This is a genomic window from Dulcicalothrix desertica PCC 7102, from assembly GCF_003991905.1.
Lineage (GTDB): Bacteria > Cyanobacteriota > Cyanobacteriia > Cyanobacteriales > Nostocaceae > Dulcicalothrix > Dulcicalothrix desertica.
This window is the reverse complement of record NZ_RSCL01000003.1, coordinates 271,156-295,724: the sequence shown is the minus strand read 5'-3', so window position 1 is coordinate 295,724 and position 24,569 is coordinate 271,156. Positions and strand designations below refer to the sequence as shown.

Below are 24,569 nucleotides of genomic sequence, written 5' to 3'. Positions count from 1 at the left end.
GGTAAACGTAACCATCGCTCATATTAACCCAATAACACTTACGCTAGTGCAGGCGCCTGCATAAATGACTTAATCATTTCTGGATTTGTTACAAACGCTAAATATTGAGATGCCATTTCTGGAGTCAAAAATTCTATCATCAAGCGATTTTCTACCCAAAACTCCATCACATCAAATATATCATCTCGATTACAACGTACTGCACGCCATCCTTCGCGTTCTGCAATCTGCTCAATTTCTTCAATACTCGTAGGTACAGAAATTGCCGCATGGGTAGCGGTAAATTGAGAAGCGTTATCATTCATCGCAAACTGACATGATGAACTTCCTTCACCTGGCAAAAGCTCAGAACCATTAGGATAAACTTCAATCCCCGTTCCATAATTATCTTGTGGTAGAACAAAATAACTACCTGGATGAGGTGGGAACGGTGCAACTATTGCTTTCATGACCTCAGCTAAAGCTTGTGCGACACGTTCAGGGTTACGAGCGGAAATTGAAATATGATGAATCATAATGTACCTCTATGTTTAGTAGCTTTGACTACAGTTTCACAAAGAGGTATTTCAGATTATTTCAAACTTTTCTTGTGGAACGGGCATCCTTGCCCGTCCTAGTACTATTCTATTATTAAGACAGGGCAAGGACGCCCGTTCCACAAGACATTCTACAAGATGGTTAATTAATCTTTAAGCTCTAAAAATCAAATAAACAAAATAAAAGTATGTCTCGCGCGATAAAAACTGTAACTGACTTTCAAAGCTACGATAGCGAGTAGTAGGTGTCGGAGAAGGAAATGCGTCTAAACCTAAATTTCTTGCCATCTCGACCGCGCGCTTCATGTGTAACGGGTCACTTACAACCAGAAATTTACTCAAATTATGCTGTTGAGCAATTTCCTTAGCATACTTAAGGTTTTGATTAGTAGTACGTGATTTTGTTTCAGTTAATATATCTAGCTCATCAACTCCATTGTTAACCGCATATAATTTTCCTGCTTCTGCCTCTGATATTGGTTTACCTACACCAACTCCACCTGTAAAAATTAATTTACTAACATCACGAGCTTTATAAAGATTAACTGCATGATTAATACGTTCACGAAATACTGGTGATGGTTTATTATTCCAAACTTCGGCGCCTAACACTATAGCTGCATCAGCTTTAATTAAACTTGGTGTATTACCGTAAATATATATATGACTAGCAGTAAACAATATTACTAGCAGCAACCCTATTAAAAATAAACAAGTCATTTTAATAACTCGCGTATAGCGCATAATACAAATGTATAGAAGTTAGAATATACGGTGCAGGGTAGAGTAAACAACCATGAATAATATAACTGCGGTAGAACAAGCTCTTATACAACGACAACAAATACCAGAAGCACTGGCGCCTGCAATGTTAAAACCTAGTTACGATGGACTAGGACTTTCTAATATTGCAGCTTTAACGCTTGAATGGTTGTGTGAACCTTATGTACTAAACGCACACAAAACTGTAACACCTTTTAATCCTGAACTTTTAGCGATTAAATCATTAACAGATGCTTGGCATAGCTGGCAACAACAGGCGCCTATCAATCATGTAGTATTAATTATCTTAGATGCTTTTGGTTACGAACAGTTCCGAACGTTGAGCAGTGAAGGTGTAATACCAAGCTTAACCCAAGCCTGCAATTCACCGCAGGCTTTTTTTATGCCCGCTACTTCTGTGTTTCCTAGTACAACTGTTACAGCATTAACTTCTGCTGCAACCGCACAGGCGCCTGCTCTACATGGTTTAATTAATACTCATATATACTTTCAAGAAGTTGGTAGTTTAGTAAATTTAATTGGTTTTCGTCCTAGCTTTACACCAACATCGGCGCCTTATTTAGACTCTCAACTTAACCCTGATACACTTTTACCAATGCCTAATATCTACGTGTTGATGGAAAAGTCAGGTGTAGATGTTGAAATTATTAATTTCCATAAATTTAAAAACACAAGTATTAGTCGTTTTACTAGTGCTGGCAGTAATGCTCTGCTCAATAGCTTTTTTGGTTATCGAACTCCTGCTGATGCTTTTTCTCAGTTGCGTCAGCGTTTAACAAGCAAAACACCTAATGTTAAAAGCTTTACTTATTTATATATTCCTGAAATTGATACTTTTGCCCATTGTTATCAACCGCTAAGTCAGAACTACCGAGCAGAAGTAGCTAGTATTGATTTTTCACTTTACCGCGAAGTTTTGGCGCCGTTAGCAGGACGTAATGATACTGTATTACTTATTACAGCAGACCACGGTCAGCGTGCGGTTCATCCAGATAAAATAACTTGGTTAAACCATCACCCAATTTTAAATAAAAACTTGTCTGCTCCGTTTACAGGGGGAACTCAAGCACGCTATTTATATATTCACAAAGGTAAAGAAAAAGAAGTTTATGATTATGTGCAAGAAAATTTAGCTGAAGAATTTTTGCTATTGTCGAAAGCTGAAGCTATAGAATTAGGTTTATTGGGACTGCCAGGAAATGAGTTAAGTCAATTAAGTTATAACCGTTTGGGTGATGCGATAATTATTCCCAGAGGTGATTGGGTTAGTTTTGAGAATGATACACAACATTATCCTGTTGGAATTCATGGTGGTTTGAGTCATGCGGAAATGTTGATTCCCTTTTTGGCTTATAGATTGTAGTTTATGTCTCTTGTGGAACAGGCATCTTGCCTGTTTCATTGTAGGTTAAAAGGACGGGCAAGGATGCCCGTTCCACAAGATTTTATACTACAAGATTTAAATATTTAATCCTACAATATCTAAATTTGGTGGATACTCGATAATAAATTGGTAATATAATTCTTGCTTAGATTGCGGCGCCATTCTGAATTCCCATTCTAATATACCCATTTCGCCAAGCTGAATTTGTGGGTTACAACGGTTGAGATAAATCTTAATTTGTTCGTGTTTACTTTTTGGGATTTGCTCACTTAGTTTTAAATTTGCTTCTTGACTAAGTAAGTTAGTCAGAATTAGCCGATAGGCATAAGTAATTTTACGGTTACTGCCAATTAGCTTTTTATCTACTTGCCGTTCTACCAAGTCACGCTCTATTTTTATGCTTTCGTCAATACCTAAGTTGAGTTGAAATTCTTGTCCCGGCACCACATTTGTTAATTGCGTTGTGCCTACAAATACATTATCACGAAAGATATTGGCTTTACCTGGTAATAAGGTGGCGCCTCCCGTAGGATTCCTAACGGTAGCTTGTAAATAAGCAAAGCTGACCAAACGTGGCATTGCTATATAACTAAAATGAATAGGAAAATCATTATTAAAAATTGTTGCTTTGTGTGGCGCTCCATCATTTGGTATATTTGTACTGGTATTTAATTTAAACGAAACAACGCTTCCTTCTTTTGATACTTCGGCTTGTTGTATTTCAGCTTCTATATAATTATCTTCTTGCTCATCGTCGTCCTGGTCTCTAAACTCTAGATTATACGCACGGCGCCTTACCATTCTGGCATTCTCTGGTGCGCTCATTGCTGGACTTGGCATTATTCGTGGTTCACGTATTCCTACATACCAGGGTTCTAATTTTGGTGGCAGTGTTCCTAGTCCTGGTTTGGCTGTTGATAAAGTTAGTGCGACATTATTCCAATCTTCACCTGTGTTTTGTGTAACTTCGGCGATGTAGTTAAGACTAAGGGTTTTATTTGTACTGTTAACACGCATGTCGTACAATGGCGCCCATGCAGCACGTTTAACTACATAAGTTACTTCTAACTCAAATTCTCCTGCACCCGCAGGTTCAATATCCACTGTTAATTTAAAACTTTCTTTTGGTAGTGGGGTTTGAATTTGACGAAGTTGTTGCTTTAATGCTTGTAATTCTTTGTCAATTTCTTGTTTGCGGTTTTGACTGTCTTTTGTGGCAATACCATATTCGGTATATTGACTACCGAGAAAATTTACAAAATCTAGGGTTTCGCTTAAACTTAAATTTTTTCGCGATAGACTTTGGGCAAATGGTTCTTCGGTTTTTTCGCGTAATCCTTCAATAAATCGCGCTTGCAATGCTAAACCATCGAGTTGCGCTTGTACATAACTCAATTCTGATTCTAATTGTTCAATATGAGTCGTAATTTGGGCAACGCGCGCAACTAATGGTTCAGTCGCGTAAACACGCTCTACATTCACATTGCCAACTTTTACGACTATTCGACCTCTACCTCCAACTCGTACTGATTCGGTGTCGAGCGTAACTGGTACGTTATTAATAACTAATTCTCGCTCTTCTCCGAATAGTTCGATTTTTCCTTGACGTGTTACCAGAGCTTGGTCTGTGTAAACTGTAACTGCAATAATTTCAGTGTCGATAATTTGGCTTGGGTATCGCATTTTATTCCGCTGAAATAGGATTTAACGGTTGGATGGCGTTTTTCTGTGTACTTCAGGCAATTATTGCTTTTATAGTACTTCATACGGCGCCATCCGCATGACGATATATAGCGACATGTGTACCATTATCAAGCAGTGCCAATTAAAGTTTATCTTTCGGCTTCGGCATAAACTCCAATAGTTTTTTGATTAAATTGCTTGGCTGCATCCAAAAGGTACTCGCAATAAGTGCGCGCGACGATTGAAAGCTGTTTACCATTGGGGTAAACCATATACCAATCACGTTTAATAGGGAAATGCTCAACATCTAAAATCGTCAAGTCTGCTAGTTCTGGTAGCAAAGTGTGACGCGATAGTACTGAGATTCCTAAACCACCTGCAATTGCTTGTTTTATCGCTTCGTTACTTCCCAACTCTAATTTGACTTTCACGGTGATATTGTGTTCGTCAAATAACTTTTGGATAGAACGACGAGTTCCCGAACCTGGTTCACGCATAATAAACGGTTCGTCTTCTAGCTGCTGGATGGAAATCTTTTTCTCCTTCGCTAGTCGATGATTTATTGGCGCCACAACAACCATTGGATTTTCTAAGAATGGTTGGTAGTTAACGTCCATATGCTCAGGTACTTGGCTCAAAATGTATAAATCATCGAGGTTCGCGCTCATGCGTTCGAGAATACCCTCGTGATTTGTTACCTGTAATGCAATATCTATACCTGGGTATAATTGACAAAATGGGCCAAGAAGGCGGGGTATAAAATACTTTGCAGTAGTAATTACAGCCAAGCGCAATTGCCCTTGTTTCAGACCTTTTAAGTCCGCGACCTTCATCTCAAATTGAGCTATAGTATCAAAAATTTGACGGCAAGTCGCAAATAACTCTCTTCCTGCCTCAGTCAGATACAAACGTTTGCCAACCTGCTCAAATAAAGGCAACCCAACCGATTTGGTAAGTTGTTTTATTTGCATCGAAACAGTAGGTTGCGTCAAAAATAGTTCTTCAGCAGCACGGGTAAAGCTACCGTGACGTGCCGCTGCCTCGAACACCTTTAACTGGTGTAGGGTGGCTTGGTTCAAAGGTGATTCTCCTCTAATAGCAGTTCATACGGCATAGCAATTAGCGATTCTTTTTGAGAAAGCGTTATTACACGCATGTTATTAACCGTTTATTACACAAAGGACTACTTTTTTGCCAGATGCTCGGATGGTACATTACCGTTTCCTGTGTTCTAGCTCGTTTTTAAAGGGTCTTTTCTTTGAAAAGCTATAAATAAACGAATAGTCCTTTGATTAACCATTTAACAACTATATCGAGCAATATTACAGCTCAATTGACATCACTATATAACTCTAGTATCACAGAACACTAAGAAATAGTGCAGAAAATAATGGCGAAACCCTAAAATTTTTTTTGCACCATAGATTAGAGTCTATGAATTTAATCATAAATTAAATTAAAACGATAGTAAAAAGCTTATGTAACGTTAACTTTTTCTTTCATCAAGTTTCGGTGCCATTCTAAGAATTCCAGTAAAATCTCAGTAATATTCCGCAGTTGAAGACAAATGTAATCGTATGTTTATGTGTAGAGTAAATTGCGTTCACGGAGTGTACCGTAGGTAATTAGTTTAATAGGTATTTATCTATCCTGTTTATCAGAATATTCGTCTTTTCTTTATGAGCTAGAACGGCTATCATCGAAAAAACAAGCAAAGCGTAAGATGCCTTCCAGCCACAGCACTAGGAAATCAAAGTCTCACTACTATCGATTTGTTATGAGTATAAAGAGGCTTATAGTGAACTTTGTTCATAGCGCTGACACCGCGTTACACACCTTAAAGAAATAAATCTTGGGGGATAGTATTTAGCGTTGTACTAACCTCTAATCTATTAGGTGTGTACAACGTTTTTTTTAATAGTAAATTACTGAAGTAATTTATTACAGTTCTTCTGTAATTTTCATTGGGAGTTTTGCTAATTCTGGTAATTCTTGAGCTTCTGCAACTGGTTGTCTAATATTGAGTGGTATATTCAACGGTTGACGTTCTTCTACCCAACAACTTGCGACGGGCAATGTTTGTTCGAGTTCGTCAAGTGGTCGTGGAATAACCATTACAGCATTAAGTTCACCAATACGTTCAGCTTCATTCATTCCAGCTTCGACTGCAACAGCGACATTTGCTACTGAACCGCGAATTATTGCGGTACACAAACCAGCTCCTATTTTTTCATAAGCTGCTAATTGTACATCGGCAGCTTTGAGCATAGCATCGGCGGCGCCGACCAATGCGGGAAAACCCCGTGTTTCTATTAAGCCGATAGCCAAATTGCTCAAACGACTGTAGGAGTCTCCCTCTGCAAGCTGACTTAAACGGCTATTAATAGGCAATATAACTTCTAAGTTAGGATATGGACGAGGAATTACTAAACTTGAGACAAACTCATTAAATTGTTTGGCAGTATCTTCACCAGTTTGAACAGCCAAACGAATATCGGCAATTCCACCGCGTATAACAGCAGTGCAATAACCATCACCTATTTTTTCATAGCCGATTAAGTGTACACCTGCCGACTTGAGCATCATATCCGCCGTGCCAACTATTGCAGGAAAACTGCGCGTTGATACCATTCCCAAGGCTGTATCCTTGAGTATATCTCGTCGAGGCTGATTCGCGCCAATCGAGCGTTGATTGTATGCGTCCATTCTCCTAACTCCTGGATACTCGACTTGATAATACGGTACTTAAGGATTAACACTTATTCTGACTCGCCGTCATCTAACAAAGGTTTATTTAACGCTTGTCGATGGGGGAATAAAGTTACTAATAGTCGCTGGATACTCGTTTGTCCAGAAATATGGGTACCAAAAGTGTTTTGATCAACATTGGCTTGAGGTTGGATAGAATTTGATGATGGTTGTTGGGGAATTAAACTAGAGCTATTGGAAGTATCAGACTGTGATGAAACCGCGTCAGGGTTATTCGCTGTTGGCATTGAACTCAAGCTCGCAGTCTCGTGCTTTATTTTACTCGCAGAATAATATCCATTATTAAACTTATATCTATTGTTGCTGTAAGTGCTGTTACTATTACTACCCTCTGACCATACATCCTCTAGTTCTTGCTGTGTATTTTGAGTTGAATTCAAAGCATCTTGACTTGAACTATCTTGACTTGTAGGTTGACTTGTAGGTTGATTCTCTAAGCCCTTTTCAATATCAATAGTATTACGACTTTTATCTCCTAGTATTGAACCTGGCGCCACAACTTGGAATGCCTCCACAGAACATCTAAAGACAGTTGTAGCTGCACCAATACAAGCATTTGCTCCAATTTTACCTTCACCAACCATCAAAAATCCGGCGCCTAAGCTTGCTCCAGCTTCGATTTCCAGGGTACCTGTATCAACTTGGATTACTGAACCCATACCAATACATACCCCAGCACCAATTAGAATCTTGCTGTTTGGAGCTGCGTTTAAAATTACACCGGGTGCAATTACTGCACTTTCGTGAATTATCACCTCGCCACCGATATAAGATTCAAAGCTACTACTAAGTCGCAGCAGTGGCGGCACTGACATAATAAAACGTTACCAAAATAATGAGTGACGAGTGCTGAGTGTTGAGTGTTGAGTGTTGAGTGTTGAGTGCTGAGTGTTGAGTGCTGAGTGTTGAGTGCTGAGTGCTGAGTGCTGAGTGTTGAGTGCTGAGTGCTGAGTAATACTTTTAATTCCTAACTCCTAACTCCTAACTCCTAACTCCTAACTCTTATTCTAACTTTACTCAGCACTCAGCACTTTCTACTCAGCACTATTTAAGGACGTTGGATGATTAATTCTAAGATGCGACGCTTGGCTTTGGGGTCAATACCAATTAAACGCACGTATTCACCTTGATATTCCGAGAGGAATCCTTCGAGTGCAGCAGCAGCGTCACGTTCAGAGTTTGCTTGAATTTGCCCGCAGGTTTGCCATGAACCAGTGCGGAAACGGCGTTCGTCTACGTGTTCTGCGCTAATTTTATACCCTCCAGCAGTGAGTTGGCGCAGATGGTCGATGACCTCTGGACTTAAGCGTGAACTAGAAGAGGAGTAACTCGAAGATTTGCTCGACGAAGAATAGCTAGAAGAATAACTTGTAGCGGGTGCCGATACTGCGGGTGCTGCAAAAGATTTGGAGGCACCATTGCTACTTGGTGCAACTGCACCACCTGGACGCTGGATTATTGTTTCGAGAATGCGGCGCTTGGCTTTCGGGTCGATACCAATTAAACGCACGTAATCGCCTTGGTGATTTACCATACAATCTTCCAAAGCGGAAATTACGTCATTTGCGGAGGTTGATTCGATTGGTTGACAGCTTTGCCATGAACCTGTACGGAAGCGTCTCTCGTCTACGTGTTCCGTACCAATTCTGTATCCACTACTAAGTAAGGAGCGAATTTGCTCTACAGTTTCGCTGTTGATGCGACCGCTGCCGTTACCATTACTGTAGCTGGCGCCTGCATTTCCATAAGTACTACTAACGTTGCTATGGCTACCACCATTGCTACCGTAACCTGTAGCTGGCGCCTTGAATCCAACTGTTGTAGCTGATGGGGTAGCGGCACCATCTGGACGTTGGATAATTGTTTCGAGAACGCGACGTCTACCTTTATCAATACCAAACAAACGGACGTACTCGCCACTATGTTCAACTAAACACAATTCTAATGCTGCAATAGCATCTTGTATTGAGCGGGCTTCAATTGGAGAACAGCTAGCCCATGAACCAGTGCGGAATCGACGCTGGTCTACATGTTCGGTTCCAATTTTGAATCCTTGCTCTAACAAATAGCGTAGTTGCTCTACTGTTTCGGCGCCTAACTTATTACCTAACACCTCGTTGTCCCTCTCAAAAGCAAAACTAAAACCGTTATTTTGACTCTGACTCGACGATTTAGACTCATTCCGAATCGTCGTAATACATTTTGTGTCCGCAGCACAGAGATAACCAGCGCGAAGAGATTGATTGATACCAACTACGTGGTGAGCAAACTCTTTATCCTCAGATTGCACATCTGGCAAGCGGTCGGCTTGTTGCTGGCTAGTAATTATTGCTCCTGATGGTACGTACTTACCCGGCGGAATTTCTACATCCTGAATAAGCGCGTGCATCATTACAATACAACCGTCACCGATTCTGGCATTAAATACCGTCGAGCGAAAGCCGATAAAACAATTATTTCCCACATAACAAGGGCCATGAATCAAAGCCATGTGAGTGATACAGGTGTCTTTACCTACCCATACCGAATATTCTTTCTTATTGTCGCCAATTACGCGACCTTGCTCCAAGCCGTGCATTACTACACCATCTTGGAGATTAGTATTTTCACCTATATAAAACGGCGTACCTTCGTCAGCTCGCACTGAAGTACCCGGTGCAATAATTACATTGGCGCCAATTTCTACATCCCCGATGATATGGGAAAATGAGTGTACAAACGCCGTTGCATCGATGTTTGGTTCAGCCAAATTCTTTGACCACGGGGTTGGGGGCGCCGCCTCCACCGCGCTACGGACTGCCATTACTTTCTGCCTCCTGGATTAAAGTTAAGAGTTATACTCAGCACTCAGTACTCAGCACTCGTAACTTGATTTATCGATATTGATCTTTTTTGCTGTAAATCATGCGGTCTTCGACATAAACTGTGTCGATAATCGCTATAACTGCTGCATCTAAAGGACGTTGTTCAGAACCCTGAACTTGACGTGCGGCACTACCACGACTTACTAGCACCCACTCATCAACTCCTGCACCCACGCTATCAGCAGCCACTTCATACGATTGCAAGAGTTGTCCTTCTTCGTCAACAAATTGTAATAGAAGCAGTTTTACACCTCGAAGACTTGGGTCTTTTTGGGTGCTAACTACTGTTCCGCGAACCTTGGCAATTTGCATTATTCCGGACGCTATTTAATTTGGGTTTTAATTACGGTCTTCTACCAAAAGGACGAATAGCGTTAACGTTTTCGCGGAACTGTTCTACATCTTCGGTGTAGCGAATAGGTAAAACGTACTCTAAGTTTTCGTGAGGACGAGCAATAATGTGTGTGGATAAAACTTGTCCACCATTAACGCGCTTCACGTTTTCAACACCGGCTGCTACAGAGGCTTGCACTTCTGACACATCTCCACGGACTATTACTGTTACACGTCCGCTTCCAATTTTCTCATATCCAACCAAAGTTACACGCGCAGCTTTGACCATTGCATCCGCAGCTTCTACAACTGCTGGAAAGCCCAATGTTTCTACCATTCCGACTGCAATCGACATTTTTTTATCCTTAATGGGGGTTAGGAAAACGTTTTTGATCTTTAAAGGTGAAGTCGGATCTCAAATTCTGAATTTTAATTGTACTTGTATCAAATATTTACCGAATTTAGTTTATACTTAGAAACAGCTACAGACTCAATCCAAAATCTAAAACCCAAGCATCACAAGTAAGCATTACAAGTAAGCACTGAAGTGCTTATTACGTTATGTCCGGAATTGTTCCACCGCTTCGGTATATCGAATTGGTAGTACATACTCTAGGTTCTCATGTGGACGTGCAATAATGTGTGTAGATACGACTTCACCACCATTTACACGACGCGCAGCTTCAATTCCAGCAGCTACCGAAGCTTGTACTTCAGATACGTCACCTCGGACAATAACGGTAACGCGAGCGCTACCTATTTTTTCATATCCAACTAAGGTTACACGTGCAGCCTTAACCATCGCATCCGCAGCTTCTACAACTGCCGGAAAACCCTTAGTCTCAATCATTCCAACTGCAATTGGCACTTCTAGACTCCTACAAAAATTTACGCGACACTTTGCTTACTGAATTTTTTGACGGGGATGCTCATCTTAGTCCAACTCAAAAAGCACTCTCGTTCTTAAGCATAGAAAAGGTTGGCACCCCTGGCAAGATAAATTACTATAATACTTTATAATAAAATGGTTTTGAAAAACTTAACCAACTTAATATCAGTGTATTTCCAGTCGTCACAGACTACGGATTCCTTCTCCATGCCTTATGATTTATAATTTCTTTATACTGTTAGTTTATGAATAAACGTAACAGTGACAAATCTACCGTGTGCGAGTAGTCGAGCGAGAGCGTATATGGCGCCTCTTTGCCAGTGTTTTGCTGCAAGCGTGTGGCAACCACTTATTTTTTCCCAAATATAAGTTTTTGTTATAAAACCTATAAGCTGGATTTTTGAGATAAAGAAAATCTTAGCAGGTAGGAGTTTGGACGTGAAAGGATAAATGTTTATTTATGCGAAGCATAGTAGTATTTTTGACATATTTCCGAGAAAATCTAAGTAATAAAAAGCCTTAACCGTGCAATTCATACATTGAACACAATTTTAGGACATGGCTTTTAGTTAACCTAGTTTCATCGTTAATAATTTCTTTAAATTACGGTAAATCGGGAAGTTTAAATGAATCAGTTTCTGCTATCAACAAGTTGGTGGGTTCCTTTCTATGGCTTAATTGGAGCAATATTGACGCTACCTTGGGCGATAGGACTAATTAGACGAACGGGCCCAAGACCAGCGGCGTACTTGAATTTGTCAACCACAGTATTAGCTTTTGTTCACAGTTTACTTATTTTTAGAGTGATTTGGAACAGTGAACAACAAAGTTTACTTCTAACTTGGTTTAAAGCTGCCGATTTTGATTTATCATTTGCAATTGAAATTTCAACTATTAGTGTTGGAGCATCAGTATTAATAACTGGTTTGAGTTTGCTGGCGCAAATTTATGCCTTGGGATATATGGAAAAAGACTGGGCATTAGCTCGCTTTTTCGCCTTAATGGGATTTTTTGAAGCAGCGTTAAGCGGTTTAGCAATTAGTGATTCGTTGTTTTTAAGTTACGCGCTTTTGGAAGTTCTGACATTATCAACGTATTTACTCGTTGGTTTTTGGTACGCGCAACCTTTAGTTGTAACTGCCGCACGTGATGCGTTTTGGACGAAGCGCGTTGGAGACTTAATGCTTTTAATGGCTGTTGTTGCGCTTTCTGTGATAGCAGGCAGTTTAAATTTTTCAGACTTGTACGAGTGGGCACAGACGGCGGAACTTTCGAGTGTAGTATCAAGTTTATTAGGACTTGCTTTAATTGCTGGACCTGCGGGTAAGTGCGCGCAGTTTCCGTTTCATTTATGGCTAGATGAAGCAATGGAGGGTCCCAACCCAGCGTCGATTTTACGAAACTCGATGGTAGTAGCTGGTGGCGCCTATTTACTTTACAAACTTCAGCCTGTACTAGCACTTTCACCCATAGCGTTAGATGCATTAGTAGTGATGGGTTTGGTGACAGCAATTGGTGCAACACTAGTTTCAATAGCCCAAACTGACATTAAGCGCGCATTATCACATTCAACAAGTGCGTATATGGGCTTGGTATTCTTAGCTGTCGGTATGGAACAGGGTGGTGTTGCGTTGATGCTGCTATTAACTCATGCCATAGCCAAAGCACTGTTATTTATGAGTTCTGGCTCAGTCATTTTTACAACCAGCAGCCAAGACTTAACCGAAATGGGTGGACTATGGTCGCGAATGCCAGCAACAACCACTGCATTTGTAGTGGGTGCGGCAAGTTTGGTGACAATGTTACCGCTTGGTAGCTTTTGGGCAATGCTGTCTTGGGCAGATGGTTTAGCGAATATTTCACCGTGGGTAGTTGTTGTATTAGTACTAGTCAACGGGTTAACGGCATTAAATTTGACCAGAGTGTTTCGGTTAGTTTTTTGGGGTAAACCACAGCAAAAAACTCGACGGGCGCCGGAAGTTGGTTGGCAAATGTCAGTACCAATGGTTTCATTAACAATTGTGAACTTGTTAGTACCATTAATGCTTCAACAGTGGTATTTACTACCGACTTGGGAAAGTATAAATTTAACAGTATTATCCCTACTAGTATCATCTACAGCATTCGGGGTATTACTCGGTTCAACAATTCATCTACACAAAGCATGGTCACGTTCAACTGTACTGGCATGGCGATTCATACAAGATTTATTAGGATATGACTTTTACATCGACCGTATATACAAATCAACGGTAGTAAGTATAGTCGCAATACTTTCCAAAATATCAGCATGGAGTGACCGCTACATTATTGACGGGTTAGTTAACTTAGTTGGGTTTGCGGCAATATTCAGCGGACAAAGTTTGAAATACAGTGTATCCGGACAATCACAAGGTTACATGCTGACCATCGTTATTGGTATCAGTATACTAGGTTTCTTTATTAGCTGGTCATTAGGTCTTCTTAATAACCTCCCGTTTTAAAAAGTGCTGAGTAGAAAGTGCTGAGTGCTGAGTTTGTAATTATGACTTCTAACTCTTTACTGTTAATTCTACTCAGAACTCAACACTCAGCACTCAGCACTCATCACTCATCACTTTCCACTTAAATTATGCTTACTGTATTACTTCTGTTGCCGTTTTTTGGCGCCGCATTGATAGGGTTTTTGCCCGTCGAAATAACTCCAAAGCTAACACGTAAAATTGCTTTGGTTTTTGCTAGCGTTGCTTTTGTATGGACGATTGTTTTGGCATTTTTATTTAATCCAAGTAATGTCTCACAACAATTTACAGAATTCTTGCCCTGGATAGATGTATTGGGCTTGAATTACAGTCTTGGTATTGATGGATTATCATTACCATTGTTGGTGCTAAATGCGCTGTTGACTTGTATTGCGATTTACAGTTCAGATGAATCTATAAATCGACCGCGATTTTATTATTCATTATTACTGCTGTTAAATATCGGGGTAACAGGCGCCTTTCTATCGCAGGACTTGCTATTATTCTTCCTGTTTTACGAAATCGAATTGATTCCCCTGTACTTACTAATAGCAATTTGGGGTGGTGAACGTCGAGGTTATGCAGCAACGAAATTTTTGATATACACAGCAGTATCAGGATTTTTGATATTAGCAAGTTTCCTTGGTATGGTACTGCTAAGTGGTTCACACAGTTTTGCGTTGGAAAATTTGAATACCGAAAGTCTACCACTGGTTACACAAATCATCTTGCTGGTAGGAATCTTAATTGGTTTTGGCATCAAAATGCCTTTAGTACCTTTTCATACTTGGCTACCCGATGCTCACGTTGAAGCTTCCACACCAATATCGGTATTATTAGCAGGGGTACTGTTGAAACTAGGTACTTATGGTTTACTGCGGTTTGGCATGGATTTACTACCCAATGCTTGGGCAACATTGGCGCCGTTTTTAGCAACATGGTCAGTAATAAGCGTACTATATGGTTCATCTTGTGCCATCGCTCAAAAAGACATGAAGAAAATGGTGGCATATAGTTCAGTTGGGCACATGGGTTATGTACTACTTGCCGCTGCTGCTGCAACACCATTGAGTGTGTTAGGAGCAGTACTACAAATGATTAGTCATGGTTTAATATCAGCACTACTGTTCTTGCTAGTAGGTGTTGTATATAAAAAAGCAGGCAGTCGTGACTTAGACGTAGTTCAAGGACTCTTCAACCCCGAACGCGGAATGCCAGTAATTGGTAGCTTAATGGTAGTTGCGATAATGGCAAGTGCTGGAATACCCGGAATGGTTGGGTTTATTTCCGAATTTATCGTCTTTCGGGGCAGCTTCGCCGTTTTCCCAGTGCAAACCCTAATATCAATGATAGGAACAGGGTTAACAGCAGTTTACTTCCTAATATTAATGAACCGAGCATTCTTCGGTAGATTATCTACACAGGTAATGAATTTACCAAGGGTGTACTGGAGTGACCGTCTTCCAGCTTTTGCCTTAGCAATGTTGATTATCATTTTCGGTATTCAACCCGCATGGTTAATACACTGGACAGAACCAACTACCACCGCAATGGTTCACATTGAAAACGTAGTTGCAACCACAACTAAATAGCAGAGGTCAGTAAGGGCGGGTTAACCCAAAATTTAATTATTTACCAAGATATAAGTAAACCCGCCCATACACCCGTCCCAACTCCCAACCTACCCCTACTACAAAAATATGGTAACGAAAGCAAAAACACTTGATAACTATCCTTTAATAGAATACCTAAAAAGATTACAAAATGGTGATTCACTACTTCCAGATACACCAGAAAACGTCCGCGAAGTAGTAGGTATATTAAAAAGCTACGGAGTTGTTTTAGACGAATATTCTAAAAACCTCATTTACATTGCAGAAAATCAATTCTTAGTATTTTTCCCCTTTTTCAAATACTTCAACGGTGACATCAATAGAAAAAAACTATTTAAACATTGGTGGCACGACCGTATAAACTTTGAATATGCCGAATATTGCATGAAAGCAATGTATTGGCACGGTGGCGGCGGTTTAGATAGTTATTTAGACACTCTAGAATTTCAAGAGCGAGCCAACGCTATAATACAAGCAAAATTTGGAAATAATCCTTTTGTCTTAGGTTTAAATAGCTTATTTCCTGATTTTTTAACCGAACAACTGCGAGTTTCTGCATACTACAGTGGTTTAGGACAATTTTGGCGCGTCATGGCTGATATATTCCTATCATTATCAGACTACTACGACATGGGAATGATAAAAACAATTCCAGAAGTCGTCAACCATATAAAAGACGGTTTAGTTTTTGATGCCGCAAGACCAATTACTTACTCAGTCAAAATCAAAGATAAAACTTACAGCATTCTACCCAAATCATTAGGTTTAACCTTCTTAGTAGACACCGCTATACCCTACGTCGAAGCAGTATTCTTTAGAGGAACACCCTTCCCAGGTACAGTTTCATATAACGCTCAAGCATATCAAATACCCGCAGACCAAGCGCGCTTTCAATACGGCGCCTTATACGCAGACCCGTTACCCATAGGAGGCGCCGGTATACCACCAACATTGCTAATGCAAGACATGCGGCACTTCTTACCCGAATACCTGCACGAAATATACCGTAAAAGTCTCAGAGGAGAAGACGACCTGCGGGTACAAATATGTATCAGCTTCCAAAAATCGATGTTTTGTGTAACCTCAGCAACAATATTAGGACTAATGCCCCATCATGCCGATACCCAAAACCCCAACGAGCAAATGGCTAACCAAGTCTATTTCCAAAAATGGCTCGATAGATTACAAAACTCACGCTTACTAGACGTAAACAAAGACTCATAAGCGAATAATGTCATGCTGAGGAACGAAGGGCGCAGTTTTCCCGAAGGGTAGCATCTCGCGAGACATCAAGTTAAACGAGATTCTTCGCTACGCTCAGAATGACAATTAATATTTTTTTACTGTAAATTTTTCATTTAAATATTGTAATTAGGTAAATCTAGATAAAACAATAGGATATTGTAGGGGCACGATACATTCATGCTTTATATATATGAAAATATTATTTTTAGACCAAAGCGGCAAACCGGGCGGCGCCGAATTATGTTTAATAGACATAGCAAAACCATATCGCTCTAACTGCTTAGTAGGCTTATTTGCTGACGGTTCATTTCGCGACTTACTAGAAAAAAATCAAATACCCGTAAAAATTTTAACAAACCAAGCAATTCAAGTTCGTAAAGAAAGCACATTAATACAAGGTTTAGCAAGTTTAACTCAGTTATTACCCTTAATTAACAAAGTAGCAAAAATTGCCAGTGACTATGATTTAATTTACGCTAACACACAAAAAGCACTAGTTATCGGCGCCATTGCGAGTTTTCTGAGTCGGCGCCCATTAGTGTATCATCTTCACGATATATTATCTCCCGAACACTTCAGCAAAACGAACCGTACTATTGCCGTAACCTTAGCAAACCGCTTTGCCAAATTAATTATAGCCAACTCGCAAGCAAGCAAAACCGCTTTTATTGAAGCAGGTGGACGCGCGGATATAGTAGAAGTAGTATATAACGGCTTTGACTCAACATCATATCAAGTTAATGAAGCTCAAATAAAACAACTCCGTCAAGAATTACAACTTGAAGACAAATTTGTAATAGGACACTTTAGCCGTTTGTCACCGTGGAAAGGACAACATATATTAATAGAAGCAATAGCACAGTCATCCCAAGAAGTTACAGCCATCTTAGTCGGTGATGCATTATTCGGAGAACAAGAATACGTCAAACAACTACACGAACAAGTAGAAAAACATCAACTTCAAAACCGTGTCAAATTTCTAGGTTTCCGTTCCGACATACCGCAACTAATGTCAGCATGTGACCTAGTAGCACACACCTCAATTGCCGCCGAACCATTTGGTAGAGTTATAGTAGAAGCAATGTTATGTGGAAAACCAGTAGTTGCAGCATCGGCAGGTGGTGCCATAGAAATAGTCGAAAATAATATAAATGGCTATCTCGTCACACCAGGAGAACCCCAAGAACTTGCCCAAATTATTAAAACCTGTTTTAAAGAACCATCAAAAACCGCCACATTAGCAGACAACGCACTTCGTAGCGCGCGCTCAAGATTTGATGTAGAAGTAATTAATCAGCAAATTACCCAAGTACTCAGTAAAATATAATTCATTCTTGCTCTTATTCTTGTTCTTGTTCTTGTTCTTGTTCTTGTTCTTGTGGAGCGGGCATCCCTGCCCGCCTCATATAACCTTATATAAAAGGACGGGCAAGGATGCCCATCCCACAATACTAAAGCTCACAGTAAAGAAATGTACGACGGTGATGATATTGATTTTCTGTACAATTTACAACCACATGGTTGGAGTACATATTTACTTTATATCAACGGTGATATCTATAATTTTGCAATCACACATGCTTTTTCATGCCCAATAGCCGACATGATAGAAGCCATCATGCTAATAAACAAAGGCGCCATAGAATCAGAATTTATATTTCCTGGAGAACCAAGTGGATATAGATGGTGGCTAAGAATAAATGATAAGCAACATCATAAAGTCATTATTACAATATCAGAAATTTCAGATTTTTTCACAAAAGCCGACAAAGAGAAAGAGAAAGTAATAGTTACGTTTGAAATAAAGAAGAAACAACTTTCTACACTAATATATTTCCAACTTTTAAAGATTGCTGCGTTACTCGAAGAAAAAAGTTACAGAGACAGAAGACGTGGTGATTTTCCATTTGTTCAGTATAAATAGTTTGTGAAGCATATGAATCTCTAAAAAGTAGAGGCATTTACAACCGTAACCAAAACATTTAACAACATCTGAAATCAGGTGTGTTTAAAATTAGTTTGTAAGCTATACTCAATAACAGTGTTAAGTGCAACTTACAATCACGTTTATTGCTCATGCGTCGTTGGTTCAACACTACAGGTCATTGTCAAGCCGACATTCACTACATGTTGTCGCCTAGTAGTCGATTGCCAGACTTGAAGCAATTAATAGAACAAAGAAACTATTTTGTGATTCATGCACCCCGACAAACGGGTAAAACAACGGCAATGATATCGTTAGCAGAAGAATTGACTTCCAGTGGACGTTACGCAGCAGTAATGGTATCAGTAGAAGTTGGAAGTGCTTATAATAATGACCCAGGTGCCGCAGAAATTGCAATTCTTCCAACCTGGCGTGATACAATTGAAGATACTCTACCGCAAGATTTGCAACCCCCTACTTGGAATTACCCAGAGCCTGGGCAAAGAATAAGAGCTAGTTTAAGGGCTTGGGCACAAGCTTGCAAGCGACCAATAGTATTATTAATAGATGAAATTGATTCTTTAGAAAACGATGCGCTAATATCATTTTTGCGGCAATTACGTGAAGGATATCGTGGCCGTCCTAAAAACTTTCCACAATCTATAGGGCTAATTGGTTTACGAGATGTACGCGATTATAAATACGCTTCTGGAGGAAGCAAGAGATTAAACACATCAAGTCCATTTAATATTAAAGTTAGTTCCATCACATTAAGAAATTTTAATGCCGCTGAAGTTGCAGAACTTTATCAGCAACATACTGACGATACAGGACAAGTTTTTACATCTGATGCGGCAGCAATGGCATTTGATTTAACTCAAGGGCAACCTTGGTTAGTCAATGCGTTAGCAAAAGAAATTGTTGAAAACATGGTTAAAGAGACAAGCGTTACAATTACACATGAACATATTTTAAAAGCTAAAGAAATATTAATTGCCCGTAAAGATACCCATTTAGACTCACTTGCAGAAAGACTTCAAGAACCCAGAGTCAAAGCTATTATTGAACCAATGTTAGCTGGATTGGAACTAGGAAATGTACCTTCAGATGATATTCAATTTGTTATAGACTTAGGTTTATGCACTATTGACCCACAAGGCGGATTAAGAATTGCAAATCCAATTTATCGCGAAATCTTACCGCGAGTACTAACAATTACACCAATGGCTTCACTGCCTCACATATCGCCAACTTGGCTGACCGAAGAAGGAGAATTAAACACCGAAAGTTTACTAAAAGCATTTTTAAAGTTTTGGCGCCAGCATGGTGAACCATTACTTGGTACTACGGGATATCATGAAGTAGCACCCCATTTAGTACTAATGGCATTTCTACATCGTGTTGTAAATGGAGGTGGAACCTTAGAACGCGAGTATGCGATAGGAAATGACCGCATGGACTTATGTTTAAGATATGGAAGCACAACATTAGGTATAGAATTAAAAGTTTGGCGAAATAAAAAAGGCGACCCTGAAGAAGAAGGTCTTGAGCAAATAGACTCATATTTAGCCCGAATAGAAGAAAACTCCGGGTGGTTAGTCATTTTTGACCGACGCTCAAAGGCACCCCCAATTCAAGAACGATTATCAACTAAAACTGCAACCACAAAAAACGGGCGCCATATCGCAGTTGTGCGCGCCTAAAATGTGAAAATTCCCGATAACTTCGGCGAAGTCGGGAATCTAAATATCTAGGTAATTTAATTTAAAGTTTTACAAACCAACAAACTCGCGCGATTCTAAATCGGTAAGTTGCTGTGCTATCTTTAGACGTGCTTCTAACTTGGCAACGCTAAATTGATTTCGTAGATATTCTAGATGCGCGAGAGCATTTGCTTTTTCTGTTGCTAACCGAATTTGAGCATCAAGTGCTTTTTGATACTCTTGATTAACGAGCAACACTTCAAAGCGGCGTGCTTTACGTTGAGCATCGTTTTTCATGTCCATATCGAATGAGGAAATTCGATCGGCGCCACCTTCAAAACGGTTAATTTGTAATTGTACTGCCATTAGCTGTGAGTCTATCTCATTAACTCGTTGAGATGCTTGAGCAATAGCAGATGGATAATGACTAAGTTGCATCATATATATAATAAGTAAAAAGTAATGAGTGCTGAGTGCTGAGTTTAATTAAGAGTAAGAAGTACTAACTCAGCACTCAGCACTTTCAACTCAGCACTATTTAAGCTGCTTCGCGTAATTGTGGTTTTTCGGTAACTTCTGCAAGGTTGATAGATAATTGTTCTACTTGGGGAGCGTTTGCTTGCTCTAAAACCTGCACGTCTATATTGACACTAACTAAATAACTTCCCGCTTCTGAACCAACTGCATCGGCGATTAGTTTGGCTATATCCGGACGTTTAGCAGTTAGCGGGTCGCGTAATATACATCTATCCCATTCATGTTTGGCTATGGGATTGAGGCTAAGAATATAGTGCTTTATCATCGGACTAACCCTCGCATCACCTTGTCTTAGAGCTTGTGAATGCAGTTGCTACAAAGCTTTCGCTGTTTTTAGGCTTTATATTCACTACTCTTATATTATAGTACAAAATTACCTTAGTGTGTGGGATAATAAGAATTATTTTTTCAGTGTGGGAAGGTTACATATGGTGTCTCTTGTGGAATAGGCATCCTTGCCTGTTCCGGGGCAGCTTCGGATGCCTGCTCCACAATATTAATGATTGCCGTTTGATGTGTGGGTGTCGTTAATCCAAACAGCTTGTTGTGGAATGGGGATAGAAATTCCTGCTTCGTCAAAGGCTATTTTAAGACGGCGCCGAAATTCTCTAGCAACGTCCCATTGTTTGAGTGGTTGTGTTTTTATCCAGACACGAATAATTAGACCACGTTCGCCAAAGTTCTCGACACCCAAGACTCTGGGAGTTTCGAGGATTTGCGCTTGCCATGCTGGGTCTAAGTCCATGTCTACTGCGACAGTTTCGATTAATTTTAAAGCTTGGCTAACATCGGTGTTGTAGGCAACAGGGACACTTAAGTCCGCACGCGACCAACGACTGGAAAGATTTGCGACGATTTTTACTTCGCTATTGGGAATGGTAATCAAACGACCTTCTGCATCACGTATCTGAGTAATACGCAAATTCAAAGTTTCTACAAAACCACTGACATTGTTTAAGGCAATAACATCACCCAAGGCATATTGGTCTTCGAGAATAATCAGAAAACCGTTTATTGCGTCTTTAATTAAATTTTGAGAGGCAAGGGATACTGCAACGCCAACTAAACTAACACCAGCTAGTAAAGGAACAATATCAATACCTAAAGAAATTAAAGTTAAGAGAATTCCAACACTTATCCAAACAAGGGTAATAATACTTTTGGCAACACCAGATATAGTAGAAATTCGTAGCTGTAAACGTTCGGGAGTTTCTGGGTTTAATAAAGAAGTACTAACTATAGCTGAAGTAAAGCGGTCAATTAAAGCATAGCTAAGACGAGTAACTACATAGGCGCCAAGTGCAACAACACCTAATGCCAAAGGAATTTGTGCAACTCTAAGAACAATAACCTGTAGCATTCGTGTGTAAGGAAACAAGCCTAAAATCACAAAGGCGCCACTTCCCCATACTCCTGTTTGTGCTAACTGAAACAAACGCCGCCTAACTTCTTGGAGATTTTGATGTTGTTTCTGTTTTAGCTGTGTAGATATTGGCGCCTCATTTAATGGAGGTATCGTTGAGTATGAAGCTTTTTTGTTTAAACGACGTTGCCAAGAATGAATACCCCAGCTAACAATAATTACACTGGCGCCAATTCCAACTGCAATAAAACCTTGTTGAACCAAGAAATCTCTTGAGCGCTCCTGCTTGGCACGTATAAAATTATTCTCCAATACTTGAGTAATTTGATTTGCTGCCGTCATCACATCTACCTGTAATAACGCAGCATCATTGGAAGTAATGGTCATCAAATAGCGGTCGTTGACATAAATAACTGGCAACCCATTGAGAATCCTAGATTCTACCTTCGGTTCTGTTGCGGATGATTCAAAAAAACTACGACTAGCTTCGTTGATATTTTGCTGCACATTATCTAAACGCTCTGTAATAGTAGCTCTTGTTGCTGCTAATCGAAATAAACGACGACCATCTAAGTAAACTGAGCCATTGACAATTCTATTTTCATCATTATTCGAGCTAGCAGGAGTTTGTAAATTAGGTAATAAATTGATCTGCCCCGTAGCTTTTGGTATAGTGCAGCCGATTACAACAACAATTGAACTAGCGACTGCCAAAAATTTATACCGCATTACTCCTCTACTCCAAAATTGACTTTAGTAAATATAGTCATAACAAGTCGAAACTTCACCAACCCTCAGAGAGATGAAATAGTATATTTTCTGAGTGTTTTAATATTAGCTTGTTAAAGAATGGGGAATAGATATTTTTGCTTCATCAAAAGCAATTTTAAGACGGCGCCTAAATTCTCTGGCAACATCCATTTGTTTAAGTGGCTGTGTTTTAAACTGGGCGCGAATAATTAGACCACGTTCGCCAAAATTATCAACACCTAATACTTGTGGAGTTTCAAGGATTCGTGATTGCCATGTAGGTTCAACGCTCATTTCAACTGCTACGGTTTCAATTAACCGTATAGCGTGAGTAATATCGGTTTCGTAGGGAACAGGGATACTTAAGTCAGCGCGCGACCAGCGACTAGAAAGATTGGCAACTATTTTTACTTCACTGTTGGGAATGGTAATTAAACGGCCTTCTGCATCGCGCACTTGAGTAATACGCAAATTCAAAGTTTCTACCAAACCACCCACATTATTTAATGCAATCATATCGCCCAGAGCATACTGGTCTTCCAAAATAATCAGAAACCCGTTAATTGCGTCTTTGATGATATTTTGTGAGGCGAGGGATATACCAACGCTAGCTACGCTAACAACAGCTAGTAAGGGAAGAATATTAATACCCAAAGACATTAAACTTAAGATAACACCAAATCCAATCAAAATAATTGTGACAAGACTTTTAGTCACAGCCGATATAGTGGAAACACGTATATGAAGACGCTGAGAATTTTCTGGGGTTAATAAATTGCCGCTTTTGCCGATAGCTGAAGTAAAGCGGTCAATAAAAGCATACGTTAAATTAATCGCAATATAAGTACCAAGTGCGATAAGAACCAATATTAAAGGAATTTGTGCAGCTTTAATTATACTTGCTTGTAGCGTTTGTGTTTGAGGAAATAAGCCTAAAATAGCAACTATGCCACCTCCCCACACTCCAGCAATTGCGACAGTCAGCAGTTTAAGCTTGATTTCTGTGAAATTTTGAATTTGCTGTTGTTCTACCTGTGCGGGCATCGGCGCCTCAGTTGGTGCATCCGTCGTTAACTCCGAAGTCCTCTTTAAGCGACGTTGCCAGTTATAAAGCCCCAAGCTAATACAAATTACACTTATTCCAATACCAACTGCAATTAGACCTTGGCGAATCAAAAAATCAGTTTGGGTATTGCTGGGAGCTTGTAAAGTAGATAGCAAATTTAGTTGACCTGTAGCTTTTGGCACAACCAAGCCAATTACAACAGCGATTGAACTCGCAACTGCCAAAAATCTAAAACGCATTACTCCCCCCTGATTAACGAGTTATGGAGTATGACTAGTGGCGCCTTTCGGTTTGTAGCGTGCCCATAACCTCAGAACTAACCATACTTCAAAATCGACTCTAGTAATTATACTCACAACAAGTCAATACTTTATTAACCTTTAGAAAGATGAAAAATGGCAACGGATGATGAACGGATGTAACAGATGAGTTATTAGTTACAAAACGCCTACTTGTTTTCTAAAATCAACTATCCGTTACATCCGTTGTATCCGTTGCGAGAAATCTTAAGTATAATTACGTATACAAGGTTAAATTTATCAAAAAGATGCTTAGATAACATTGACAATACAACTATCTCCCCGTCAAGCTAGTGCAAGGAACCCATTGGCTGAAAGAGTGAAGTA

General features: G+C 39.8%; 21 protein-coding genes. 7 read left to right on the top strand and 14 right to left on the bottom strand.

Going from position 1 to position 24,569, the window contains the following annotated elements:
* Positions 1-38: 38 nt before the first annotated feature.
* Entirely contained in the window at positions 39-515 is a 477-nt protein-coding gene (locus DSM106972_RS07995; RefSeq protein WP_127080194.1) for a hypothetical protein, read from the bottom strand.
* A 174-nt stretch (positions 516-689) separates the two neighbouring features.
* Positions 690-1,256: a YdcF family protein gene (locus DSM106972_RS07990; RefSeq protein WP_127080193.1), complete on the bottom strand. Its 567-nt coding sequence runs from the start codon at positions 1,254-1,256 to the stop codon at positions 690-692.
* A 76-nt stretch (positions 1,257-1,332) separates the two neighbouring features.
* Between DSM106972_RS07990 and DSM106972_RS07985 the strand changes: the two genes are divergently transcribed.
* Positions 1,333-2,682 carry an alkaline phosphatase family protein gene (locus DSM106972_RS07985; protein WP_127080192.1) on the top strand — a complete coding sequence of 450 codons (1,350 nt, stop codon included), beginning with the start codon at positions 1,333-1,335 and terminating at the stop codon, positions 2,680-2,682.
* Between the two features lie 96 nt (positions 2,683-2,778).
* Here the strand turns inward: DSM106972_RS07985 and DSM106972_RS07980 are convergent, their stop codons facing one another.
* From DSM106972_RS07980 to DSM106972_RS07945, 8 genes are all read right to left on the bottom strand, one after another.
* Positions 2,779-4,386 (bottom strand): mucoidy inhibitor MuiA family protein, encoded by a 1,608-nt coding sequence (locus DSM106972_RS07980; protein ID WP_127080191.1) that lies wholly within the window; start codon positions 4,384-4,386, stop codon positions 2,779-2,781.
* A 149-nt stretch (positions 4,387-4,535) separates the two neighbouring features.
* Positions 4,536-5,465 (bottom strand): LysR family transcriptional regulator, encoded by a 930-nt coding sequence (locus DSM106972_RS07975; RefSeq protein ID WP_127080190.1) that lies wholly within the window; start codon positions 5,463-5,465, stop codon positions 4,536-4,538.
* A gap of 862 nt (positions 5,466-6,327) precedes the next feature.
* Entirely contained in the window at positions 6,328-7,092 is a 765-nt protein-coding gene (gene ccmO, locus DSM106972_RS07970; protein ID WP_127080189.1) for a beta-carboxysome assembly protein CcmO, read from the bottom strand.
* A 53-nt stretch (positions 7,093-7,145) separates the two neighbouring features.
* On the bottom strand, positions 7,146-7,970 hold the full coding sequence (gene ccmN, locus DSM106972_RS07965; protein WP_127080188.1) for a beta-carboxysome scaffolding protein CcmN: 825 nt from the start codon (positions 7,968-7,970) through the stop codon (positions 7,146-7,148).
* Positions 7,971-8,203: 233 nt separating this feature from the next.
* Positions 8,204-9,958: a beta-carboxysome scaffolding protein CcmM gene (gene ccmM / locus DSM106972_RS07960; protein WP_127080187.1), complete on the bottom strand. Its 1,755-nt coding sequence runs from the start codon at positions 9,956-9,958 to the stop codon at positions 8,204-8,206.
* Positions 9,959-10,028: 70 nt separating this feature from the next.
* A complete protein-coding gene (ccmL, locus tag DSM106972_RS07955) occupies positions 10,029-10,331 on the bottom strand; it encodes a beta-carboxysome shell vertex protein CcmL (protein ID WP_019494517.1) in 303 nt (100 codons plus the stop codon).
* 31 nt (positions 10,332-10,362) lie between these two features.
* Positions 10,363-10,707 carry a carbon dioxide-concentrating mechanism protein CcmK gene (locus DSM106972_RS07950; RefSeq protein WP_019494518.1) on the bottom strand — a complete coding sequence of 115 codons (345 nt, stop codon included), beginning with the start codon at positions 10,705-10,707 and terminating at the stop codon, positions 10,363-10,365.
* A gap of 204 nt (positions 10,708-10,911) precedes the next feature.
* Entirely contained in the window at positions 10,912-11,220 is a 309-nt protein-coding gene (locus tag DSM106972_RS07945; RefSeq protein ID WP_010995042.1) for a carbon dioxide-concentrating mechanism protein CcmK, read from the bottom strand.
* Between the two features lie 647 nt (positions 11,221-11,867).
* On the opposite strand from DSM106972_RS07945, the gene DSM106972_RS07940 reads away from it, so the two are divergent.
* The 6 genes from DSM106972_RS07940 (at position 11,868) to DSM106972_RS07915 (ending at position 20,227) form a co-directional block, all read left to right on the top strand.
* Complete coding sequence (locus tag DSM106972_RS07940; RefSeq protein ID WP_127080186.1) at positions 11,868-13,724, top strand: NAD(P)H-quinone oxidoreductase subunit F; 1,857 nt, start codon at positions 11,868-11,870, stop codon at positions 13,722-13,724.
* A gap of 128 nt (positions 13,725-13,852) precedes the next feature.
* The gene (locus tag DSM106972_RS07935) at positions 13,853-15,334 is read left to right on the top strand and encodes an NADH-quinone oxidoreductase subunit M (RefSeq protein ID WP_127080185.1); all 1,482 of its coding nucleotides are present in this window, start codon (positions 13,853-13,855) and stop codon (positions 15,332-15,334) included.
* Positions 15,335-15,442: 108 nt separating this feature from the next.
* Positions 15,443-16,579 (top strand): CO2 hydration protein CupB, encoded by a 1,137-nt coding sequence (gene cupB / locus DSM106972_RS07930; RefSeq protein WP_127080184.1) that lies wholly within the window; start codon positions 15,443-15,445, stop codon positions 16,577-16,579.
* A 211-nt stretch (positions 16,580-16,790) separates the two neighbouring features.
* Positions 16,791-17,927, top strand: coding sequence for a glycosyltransferase family 4 protein (locus DSM106972_RS07925; protein ID WP_127080183.1), 1,137 nt, complete (start codon positions 16,791-16,793; stop codon positions 17,925-17,927).
* 144 nt (positions 17,928-18,071) lie between these two features.
* Positions 18,072-18,524, top strand: a complete 453-nt coding sequence (locus tag DSM106972_RS07920) for a hypothetical protein (protein WP_127080182.1) — start codon at positions 18,072-18,074, stop codon at positions 18,522-18,524.
* Positions 18,525-18,676: 152 nt separating this feature from the next.
* Positions 18,677-20,227: an ATP-binding protein gene (locus DSM106972_RS07915; RefSeq protein ID WP_127080181.1), complete on the top strand. Its 1,551-nt coding sequence runs from the start codon at positions 18,677-18,679 to the stop codon at positions 20,225-20,227.
* A 69-nt stretch (positions 20,228-20,296) separates the two neighbouring features.
* On the opposite strand, the gene DSM106972_RS07910 is transcribed toward DSM106972_RS07915, so the two are convergent.
* From DSM106972_RS07910 to DSM106972_RS07895, 4 genes are all read right to left on the bottom strand, one after another.
* Positions 20,297-20,668, bottom strand: coding sequence for a hypothetical protein (locus DSM106972_RS07910; RefSeq protein ID WP_127080180.1), 372 nt, complete (start codon positions 20,666-20,668; stop codon positions 20,297-20,299).
* Between the two features lie 97 nt (positions 20,669-20,765).
* Entirely contained in the window at positions 20,766-21,029 is a 264-nt protein-coding gene (locus DSM106972_RS07905) for a hypothetical protein (protein WP_127080179.1), read from the bottom strand.
* A 231-nt stretch (positions 21,030-21,260) separates the two neighbouring features.
* Complete coding sequence (locus tag DSM106972_RS07900) at positions 21,261-22,856, bottom strand: mechanosensitive ion channel family protein (protein WP_127080178.1); 1,596 nt, start codon at positions 22,854-22,856, stop codon at positions 21,261-21,263.
* A gap of 105 nt (positions 22,857-22,961) precedes the next feature.
* Positions 22,962-24,182, bottom strand: a complete 1,221-nt coding sequence (locus tag DSM106972_RS07895; RefSeq protein ID WP_127080177.1) for a mechanosensitive ion channel family protein — start codon at positions 24,180-24,182, stop codon at positions 22,962-22,964.
* Between the last annotated feature and the right edge of the window lie 387 nt (positions 24,183-24,569).

Bases quoted from the DNA above. Each gene is read 5' to 3' on its own strand.
- ccmN (WP_127080188.1), bottom strand. From the start codon at position 7,970: ATGTCAGTGCCGCCACTGCTGCGACTTAGTAGTAGCTTTGAATCTTAT.
- DSM106972_RS07990 (WP_127080193.1), bottom strand. From the start codon at position 1,256: ATGACTTGTTTATTTTTAATAGGGTTGCTGCTAGTAATATTGTTTACT.
- DSM106972_RS07905 (WP_127080179.1), bottom strand. From the start codon at position 21,029: ATGATAAAGCACTATATTCTTAGCCTCAATCCCATAGCCAAACATGAA.
- ccmO (WP_127080189.1), bottom strand. From the start codon at position 7,092: ATGGACGCATACAATCAACGCTCGATTGGCGCGAATCAGCCTCGACGA.
- ccmM (WP_127080187.1), bottom strand. From the start codon at position 9,958: ATGGCAGTCCGTAGCGCGGTGGAGGCGGCGCCCCCAACCCCGTGGTCA.
- ccmL (WP_019494517.1), bottom strand. From the start codon at position 10,331: ATGCAAATTGCCAAGGTTCGCGGAACAGTAGTTAGCACCCAAAAAGAC.
- DSM106972_RS07915 (WP_127080181.1), top strand. From the start codon at position 18,677: ATGCGTCGTTGGTTCAACACTACAGGTCATTGTCAAGCCGACATTCAC.
- DSM106972_RS07935 (WP_127080185.1), top strand. From the start codon at position 13,853: ATGCTTACTGTATTACTTCTGTTGCCGTTTTTTGGCGCCGCATTGATA.
- DSM106972_RS07920 (WP_127080182.1), top strand. From the start codon at position 18,072: ATGTACGACGGTGATGATATTGATTTTCTGTACAATTTACAACCACAT.
- DSM106972_RS07995 (WP_127080194.1), bottom strand. From the start codon at position 515: ATGATTCATCATATTTCAATTTCCGCTCGTAACCCTGAACGTGTCGCA.
- DSM106972_RS07895 (WP_127080177.1), bottom strand. From the start codon at position 24,182: ATGCGTTTTAGATTTTTGGCAGTTGCGAGTTCAATCGCTGTTGTAATT.
- DSM106972_RS07940 (WP_127080186.1), top strand. From the start codon at position 11,868: ATGAATCAGTTTCTGCTATCAACAAGTTGGTGGGTTCCTTTCTATGGC.
- DSM106972_RS07985 (WP_127080192.1), top strand. From the start codon at position 1,333: ATGAATAATATAACTGCGGTAGAACAAGCTCTTATACAACGACAACAA.
- DSM106972_RS07925 (WP_127080183.1), top strand. From the start codon at position 16,791: ATGAAAATATTATTTTTAGACCAAAGCGGCAAACCGGGCGGCGCCGAA.
- DSM106972_RS07980 (WP_127080191.1), bottom strand. From the start codon at position 4,386: ATGCGATACCCAAGCCAAATTATCGACACTGAAATTATTGCAGTTACA.
- cupB (WP_127080184.1), top strand. From the start codon at position 15,443: ATGGTAACGAAAGCAAAAACACTTGATAACTATCCTTTAATAGAATAC.
- DSM106972_RS07950 (WP_019494518.1), bottom strand. From the start codon at position 10,707: ATGTCGATTGCAGTCGGAATGGTAGAAACATTGGGCTTTCCAGCAGTT.
- DSM106972_RS07910 (WP_127080180.1), bottom strand. From the start codon at position 20,668: ATGATGCAACTTAGTCATTATCCATCTGCTATTGCTCAAGCATCTCAA.
- DSM106972_RS07900 (WP_127080178.1), bottom strand. From the start codon at position 22,856: ATGCGGTATAAATTTTTGGCAGTCGCTAGTTCAATTGTTGTTGTAATC.